This is a genomic window from Streptomyces lushanensis (genome assembly GCF_001700515.1).
GTDB classification, from domain to species: Bacteria; Actinomycetota; Actinomycetes; order Streptomycetales; family Streptomycetaceae; genus Streptomyces; species Streptomyces lushanensis.
Window position 1 is genome coordinate 24,248 of the sequence record NZ_MAUD01000196.1, and the last position, 7,532, is coordinate 31,779.

Annotated in this window: 5 protein-coding genes; 2 read left to right on the plus strand and 3 right to left on the minus strand. The window is 69.1% G+C overall.

The genetic code is table 11. The features are described from left to right. Positions 1 to 57: 57 nt before the first annotated feature. Both BFF77_RS17550 and BFF77_RS17555 read right to left on the minus strand, forming a co-directional pair. Positions 58 to 2,694 carry a SpoIIE family protein phosphatase gene (locus tag BFF77_RS17550; protein WP_066950454.1) on the minus strand — a complete coding sequence of 879 codons (2,637 nt, stop codon included), beginning with the start codon at positions 2,692 to 2,694 and terminating at the stop codon, positions 58 to 60. A 147-nt stretch (positions 2,695 to 2,841) separates the two neighbouring features. Beyond that, positions 2,842 to 3,498 (minus strand): winged helix-turn-helix transcriptional regulator, encoded by a 657-nt coding sequence (locus BFF77_RS17555; RefSeq protein ID WP_066950457.1) that lies wholly within the window; start codon positions 3,496 to 3,498, stop codon positions 2,842 to 2,844. 86 nt (positions 3,499 to 3,584) lie between these two features. Here BFF77_RS17555 and BFF77_RS17560 point away from each other — a divergent pair, with 86 nt between their 5' ends. Next, complete coding sequence (locus BFF77_RS17560) at positions 3,585 to 4,796, plus strand: pyridoxal phosphate-dependent aminotransferase (RefSeq protein ID WP_066950460.1); 1,212 nt, start codon at positions 3,585 to 3,587, stop codon at positions 4,794 to 4,796. Between the two features lie 469 nt (positions 4,797 to 5,265). Here the strand turns inward: BFF77_RS17560 and BFF77_RS17565 are convergent, their stop codons facing one another. Next, entirely contained in the window at positions 5,266 to 6,000 is a 735-nt protein-coding gene (locus tag BFF77_RS17565; protein WP_066950464.1) for a DUF7873 family protein, read from the minus strand. A gap of 301 nt (positions 6,001 to 6,301) precedes the next feature. Between BFF77_RS17565 and BFF77_RS17570 the strand changes: the two genes are divergently transcribed. Beyond that, positions 6,302 to 7,432 carry a S1 family peptidase gene (locus BFF77_RS17570; RefSeq protein WP_066950467.1) on the plus strand — a complete coding sequence of 377 codons (1,131 nt, stop codon included), beginning with the start codon at positions 6,302 to 6,304 and terminating at the stop codon, positions 7,430 to 7,432. Positions 7,433 to 7,532 lie beyond the last annotated feature (100 nt).

Sequence of the window (7,532 nt, forward strand, 5' to 3'; positions counted from 1 at the left end):
CTTCGTTCAGGCGCCCCGTCCCGCAGAAGTCAGCCGGCCCGTCCCGCAGAAGGCGGCTCACAGGCCCGTGACCGGAAGGCTCTGTTCCGCCCAGATCGTCTTTCCGCCGACGCCCTGGCGCGTGCCCCAGCTCTGGGTGAGCTGGGCCACCAGCAGCAGCCCGCGGCCTCCCTCGTCGAAGACCCGGGCGCGGCGCAGATGCGGCGCGGTGTTGCTGCCGTCGGAGACCTCGCAGATCAGGCTGCGGTCATGGATCAGCCGGAGCTGGATGGGCGCCTCGGCGTACCGGATGGCGTTGGTGACCAGTTCGCTGACCACGAGCTCCGTGGTGAAGACGGCCTCGTCGAGGCCCCAGTCGGCGAGCTGGGCCGAGACCTTGACCCGTGCCCGCCCGACCACGGCCGGGTCGCAGTTCAGCTCCCAGGTGACCACCTGGTTCGCGTCGAGCGCGTGGGTACGGGCGAGGAGCAGCGCCACGTCGTCGGCGGGATGCGGCGGGAGCAGCGCCTTGAGCACACTGTCGCAGATCTCCTCCAGGGGCGCGGTGGGCTGCGACAGGGCCTCACTCAGCGCGGCCAGCGTCTCGTCGATGCCGCGCTCGCGCCTCTCGATCAGACCGTTGGTGTAGAGGGCGAGGATGCTGCCTTCCGCCAGATCCACATCCACGCTCTCGAAGGGCAGATTGCCCAGCCCGAGCGGCGGTCCCGCGGGCAGGTCGAGGAATTCGACGGCTCCGTCGGGACTGACCACCGCGGGCTGGGGATGTCCGGCGCGGGCCAGCGAGCAGTGCCGGGAGACCGGGTCGTAGACCGCGTACAGACAGGTGGCACCGACGTCGCCGGCGGACTCCGCCGTTATGGGCGCACCCATGCCCTGGCCGCTCGCCGCCTCCGCGGCGAGATGGTTGACGAGGTCGTCGAGATGGGTGAGCAGTTCGTCGGGCGGCAGATCGACATCGGCCAGTGTGCGCACGGCCGTCCGCAGCCGGCCCATCGTGGCGGACGCCTGGAGACCATGGCCGACGACATCGCCCACGACCAGGGCGACCCGGGAGCTGGACAGCGGGATCACGTCGAACCAGTCGCCTCCCACCCCGGCCCTGGTGTCGGCGGGGAGATAGCGGAAGGCGACCTCGGCCGCCGCGTTCTCGGGCAGCTTCCTGGGCAGCAGGCTGCGCTGGAGGGTCAGTGCCGTCTCGCGTTCGTGGGTGAAGCGGCGGGCGTTGTCGATACAGACGGCGGCCCTGGCCGTGATCTCCTCGGCGAGGAGCAGATCCTCCTGCTCGAAGGACTCGGGGTGCCGGTGCCGGGTGAAGGTCGCCACACCGAGAGTGGTTCCGCGGGCGCGCAGAGGAACGGCCATCATCGAATGGAAGCCGAACTCGCGCGCCTTGGCGGCCCGCTCGGGCGCCTGGATCTTCCAGCGGTTGGTGGAGGGTTCCGTCATCCTGCTCACGACCGCCCGCGCGGTGAGCAGGCTCTCGGCGGAGGGGGAGTAGTCGGAGTAGACGTCCGTCTCGCCCACCGGGACCACGGACTCGGGGACCCCCTCGAAGACCGAACTGCACGCGGCCCGGCGCAGCGTGATCCGCCCGGTCAACGGTCCTGAGGGCGGCTCGCCGCCCTCGTTGACCGTGGGGATCAGGTCCACGGTCACGAAATCGGCCAGGACCGGGACGGACACATCGGCGAGCTCCTGCGCGGTACGGCCGATGTCGAGGGTGCTGCCGATACGGACACTGGCCTCGTTGACCAGGAGCAGCCGCTGCCGGGCCGTGTGCTGCGAGGTCACATCGTGTGTCGCCACCATCACGCCCCGCACCCGCTCTTCATGGTCCCGGAGCGGCGAGATGGAGAGCGACCAGGCGAGTTCGTGTTCGTGGCCCACCATGCGCAGGGAGAAGGCGAGCTGCCGCGGTTCGCCGGTCTCCAGCGCCAGCCGCATGGAACGCTCGGTCTTCTCGGACTCCGGACCCGGCACGATCTCCGGCAGGCGCAGTCCGCGTATGTCGTCCTCGGCCAGGCCCAGCAGGTGCTCCATGTCCTCGTTCGCGCAGCGCAGCCGCAGCCGGGTGTCGTAGATCGCCATCTTGCAGGGCGCCTGGACGAAGAACTCCTCGATCAGCTCGGCGTCCTCGGCACACGGCGTGGGACGGGAGAGCGGAGAGACGAGAAGCCACTCGGCGCCGGTACGGCCGGCGCCGGGGGCCCCGGTGCCGTCGGAGGCCCCGGTGCCGTCGGAGGCGGTGGAGGCCCCGGTGCCGTCGGAGGCCCCGGAGGCGGTGGAGGTCCCGGAGACGGGAGAGCGCCGGGTGCCCGTGGATGCCTGGGGGCCGGTGGATGCCTGGGGATCAGGCGTCCTCCGGAGATGCGCCAGCAGCGGTACGTCCACCTGCTCGCCGTTCCGGTGCACCAGTGTGACCGTACCGCTCCATCTGCCCAGCGACTCCGGGCTCCGCCGTGCCCCCGCCGCCGCCCGCACGGCCGACTGCGCGGTGCGCGCGTCGGCGAACAGCTCGGCCACGGGACGCCCCACGACCTCGGCGGGCGTGTAACCCAGCAGCTTGCGAGCTCCCTCGCTCCACCGGGTCACCGTGCCCCGGGCGTCGACAGCGGCCTTCGCCGTGGACGACTCGTCCACGAAGACATTCGATCGGACGGACTGTTCCTCGTGCTCGGTGTCCGGCCGAATCATGGCCACTCATCTCACCCTCGGACCGCCAGAGGACACGGACACCGTCAAGTATGACACCGGGTGACAGGTGACGTCATTCAACCCCATTTTCTCTCAAGGTATGCAGAAAAACATTAAGAACGCATCAAAGGTGAGATGAGGGAGGTTTCACTCCCCGCGCAGCATCTTGGCCAGTGCCCCCTCACCCGACACCTCGATCCGCCCGTCCCGCACCCCGTCCCCGACCGTCAGCTCGCCTCCGCTCAACGCGCGGCAGGTGTCGGCGTCGAGGACCAGACGGGCGTCCGGGTTCTCCACCGGACCGTCGCCGTACGCCGGATCGCCCGCGCCGAGCCGCACATGGAACGCCCCCTCGTCCAGCCGGACTTCCACCACGCCCTCCTGTCCGAACCCGCCCGCGCCGTCCGGGCCCGGCAGGCCGTCGAGCACCGGCAGCAGCGGCACGGCGAACCAGTGCGCCCGGACGGCGTCGGTGGGTCTGCGCTCCTCCAGCGCCGGAGCGCCCCACTCCGCGAGGGCCGTGAGGACCGGCAGCAACCCGCGACCGCGCTCGGTGAGTTCATACACATACGCGGCGGCCGGCGGGGGCAGCCGGCGGCGCGTGGCCAGTTCGTCGCGCTCCATGTCCTTGAGCCGGGACGCGAGCACATCCGTGCTGACGCCGGGCAGATCGGCGTGCAGATCGGTGTAACGGCGGGGCCCGGCGAGGAGTTCACGGACGATCAGCAGGGTCCAGCGGTCACCCACGGCGTCGAGGGCACGGGCGGTGGCGCAGTACTGGTCGTAACTTCGGCGACGTGACATGTGGCGCAGTCTAGACATGTTGTTGGACTTTCCAAGCTCATGCTTGGTAAAACCAAGTATCGCACCAAGGTCTGGGAGGCCACCGCATGGAGTTCCGGCAGTCGAGCAAACTGAGCGAGGTCTGCTACGAGATCCGCGGCCCGGTGATCGAGCACGCCGACGCACTGGAGGAGGCGGGCCACAGCGTCCTGCGCCTCAACACCGGCAATCCCGCGCTCTTCGGCTTCGAGGCGCCGGAGGAGATCCTCCAGGACATGATCCGGATGCTCCCCCGGGCCCATGGGTACACGGACTCGCGCGGCATACTCTCGGCGCGCCGCGCCGTCGCCCAGCGGTATCAGACGCTCGGTCTGCCGGATGTCTCCGTCGACGACATCTTCCTGGGGAACGGAGTCTCGGAGCTGGTCTCGATGGCCGTCCAGGCGCTGCTGGAGGACGGCGACGAAGTCCTCATCCCGGCGCCCGACTTCCCGCTCTGGACCGCCGTCACGACTCTGGCCGGCGGCCGTCCCGTGCACTATCTCTGCGACGAGTCCGCGGACTGGTACCCGGATCTCGACGACCTGGCCGCGAAGATCACCGACCGCACCAAGGCCGTCGTGATCATCAATCCCAACAATCCCACCGGGGCGGTCTATCCACGGGAGATCGTCGAAGGGATGCTGGATCTCGCCCGCCGTCATCAGCTCATGGTGTTCGCGGACGAGATCTACGACCAGATCGTCTATGACGACGCGGTCCACCACACCGCCGCGGCCCTCGCCCCCGATCTGGTCGTCCTCACCTTCAGCGGCCTCTCGAAGACCTACCGGGTGGCGGGCTTCCGTTCCGGCTGGCTCGTCGTCAGCGGGCCCAAGCAGCACGCGCGCAGTTATCTGGAGGGGCTCACGATGCTCGCGTCGATGCGGCTGTGCCCCAACGCGCCCGCGCAGTACGCCATTCAGGCCGCGCTCGGCGGCCGGCAGTCGATCCGGGAGCTGACGGCTCCGGGCGGCAGACTCCATGAGCAGCGCAATCGCGCCTGGGAGAAGCTGAACGAGATCCCGGGCGTCTCCTGCGTCAAGCCGAAGGGCGCGCTGTACGCCTTCCCGCGGCTCGACCCGAAGGTGCACAAGATCCACGACGACGAGCGATTCGTACTGGACCTGCTGCTGCGCGAGAAGATCCAGGTCGTACAGGGGACGGGCTTCAACTGGCCGCGTACGGACCACTTCAGGATTCTGACCCTGCCGTACGCGGACGACCTCGACGCGGCGATCAGCCGCATCGGCCGCTTCCTGAGCGGATACCGCCAGTGAGGGCAGGGCCGGGAAGAGCGGGAGGGAAACGGGCGGGAGACAGGCGGCAGGCGGAAAAAGGAGCGGACCCGGAGGCGTAGCCGGCCCCCGAGCCCTGTGATGCCACCCATGTCGCACGCCGGCACGCTTGAGAACCCAGGTTAGTCGTCATGTCGCCGCGTCCTGCCATTGGACCACCGCGCATCGAGCTGCGCGGGCCGGACTTGAACCGGCACTTCGACGTCCCAGGGCCTGGGCCCGATCGATCCGGCGATCGGCGGCCAATGCTGAGTCTGGAGCAATAGTCTGAGATTGATCGCGGTCTGCCTCTGCCGATTGGGCTACCGCGGCCCGTCCATCCTGTTGCGGATGTGCCGCGGGGAGGATTCGAACCTCCACTGGAACCGCGCAGTCACGACAAGCCTCAGTTTCAGCTTGCGCTCCTCGCGCACCCCGGTCGCACAAGCGGGCAGCCGGGGAGTCTTCGAGGCTACCCGAACAGGTAGCCGAACACCGCGTCACCCACCCGCTGGTCGGTGACATCCGTGCCGTTCGCCTCCTCGCGGGCGAACTTCACGGCCTGCTGGAGCTTCTCGACCCGGTCGAGCAGCTCGTTCAGCCGACGGGCGGGCAGCGCGCCGCTGAATTTCACCGTGGTCCAGTAACCGACCGGTATGTCCTCGTAGTACACCTCGACCTGCGCCGGGTGCTTCTCGGTCGCCTCGGCCTTCACATGGTTGCGCGGGACCTTCTTCGTACGGACGGTCCGTACGGCCTCGGTCTTCCACGCGTCCGTCGACGGGTCCTGGCTCCAGGACTCCGAGGCGTCCAGCACCGGCAGCTTGCGTACAAAGGTGTTGAGGTCGGTGAGCTGCTTCTCCAGGAAGAGCAGATAGGACACCGGGGCCTCGCTCACCAGCACCCGTCCGTCGACGGTGATGTCGGCGCGCGCCGCGCAGTTCGCCCAGTCCTTGGTGGCGGTCACATCGAAAAGCCTCGTCAGCGTCTTCGCGGTCTCGCGCAGTACGTCCTCGGCCTTGACCTGGACGCGGGTGGACTCGGGCGGAAGCTGCTCACCCTCCTCGTCCTTCGGCTGATACGTACGGGAGATACCGGCGAGCAGGGCCGGCTTCTGGAGGCCGTGATGGGCCGCCGTCAGGTCCTGGTGTGCCTTGGACTTGACGCCTTTCTCCACTGCGATGATCTGATTGAGTTTCGTTGCCACGTCAGGGAAGTTAGCAGGGCCGGTCAGCCGTGATCGAACGAATAAACGGCGCCGGAACGAACAGGCTTTCCGCAGTGCGCCGGATGCCGGTCACGGCCATGACGCCACCCCAAACGGACTGCGGGAAGCCCCAACCGGGCAGGGCGCGGCCCGGGTTGCTCATTGGCATGGACCTGCCCATGATCCTCGACTACGCTCCGGCTGACATCGGCTGAGAGCGCTCTCAGCCGGTCGCTGTTCCACGTTCCACCCCCACGATGCTGGAACAACCAGAAGGGCCAATCCCTTGAGACGCACCACAGTGATACGCACCGGTCTGTCCGCGCTCCTCGTCCTCGGAGCCTGGGCCACCGCCGGCCTCGTTCCCGCGGCGGCGGCCCCCTCCCCCGTCTCCGAAGCACCGGCATCAGCCGGTCTGCTCTCCGCGATGCAGAACGACCTGGGCCTGACGAAGAGCCAGGCCGAGGCGCGTCTCGCGGCGGAGAAGACCGCGACCGCCGTCGACGGAAAGGCGCGGCGCGCGGCGGGATCGTCGTACGGCGGTTCCTGGTTCAACGCGGACAGCGGCACACTGACCGTGGCCGTCACCAGCACGGGGAAGGCCGACGCCGTACGGGCGACCGGCGCGACCGTGCGGCTGGTCGAGCACAGCGCACGGCAGCTCGACGCGGCGAAGTCGAAGATCGACGCGCTCGACGCGCCGGCCGGTGTCGCGAGCTGGCACGTCGACCCGAAGGCCAACAAGGTCGTCGTGAACGTCGTCGCCGCACAGAAGAACGACAACGATGTCCAGGGCTTCCTCGCCCGCGCCCGGCAGGCCGGTCCCGTCGCGGTCGAGGAGACCGCGAAGGCCCCGCAGACCTTCGCCGCGGGCACCGTCGGCGGTGACCCGTACTACACGGGCAACGTCCGCTGTTCCATCGGCTTCTCCGTCTACGGCGGCTTCGTCACGGCCGGCCACTGCGGCCAGCCGGGCGCCGGCGTGCGCGGCTGGGACGGCTCGTACATCGGCAACTTCCAGGGATCGTCCTTCCCCGACAACGACTACGCGTGGGTGAACGTCGGCAGCGGCTGGTGGACCGTCCCCGTGGTCCTCGGCTGGGGCAGCGTCTCCGACCAGCTCGTCCGCGGCTCCAACGAGGCCCCGATCGGCGCCTCGATCTGCCGCTCCGGCTCGACGACCCACTGGCGCTGCGGCAATGTCCTGGCCAAGAACGAAACGGTCAACTACAGCCAGGGCGCCGTCCACCAGATGACCAAGACCAGCGTCTGCGCCGAGGGCGGCGACTCGGGCGGCTCCTTCATCAGCGGCGACCAGGCCCAGGGCGTCACCTCGGGCGGCTGGGGCAACTGCAGCAGCGGTGGCGAGACCTGGTACCAGCCGGTCAACGAGATCCTGAACCGCTACGGCCTGACTCTCCACACGGCCTGATCCCGTCGGCCCACGTATGAGGCCTGTCGCGGCGCGGAGCGCTCCTCCCGGTTCGCTCCCGGTGCCGCGACAGGCCTCATACGTGGGCCGACGGGATCAG

Excerpts from the sequence above, each read along its gene's own strand:
- BFF77_RS17550 (WP_066950454.1), bottom strand. The coding sequence starts at position 2,694 with ATGATTCGGCCGGACACCGAGCACGAGGAACAGTCCGTCCGATCGAAT.
- BFF77_RS17555 (WP_066950457.1), bottom strand. The coding sequence starts at position 3,498 with ATGTCACGTCGCCGAAGTTACGACCAGTACTGCGCCACCGCCCGTGCC.
- BFF77_RS17560 (WP_066950460.1), top strand. The coding sequence starts at position 3,585 with ATGGAGTTCCGGCAGTCGAGCAAACTGAGCGAGGTCTGCTACGAGATC.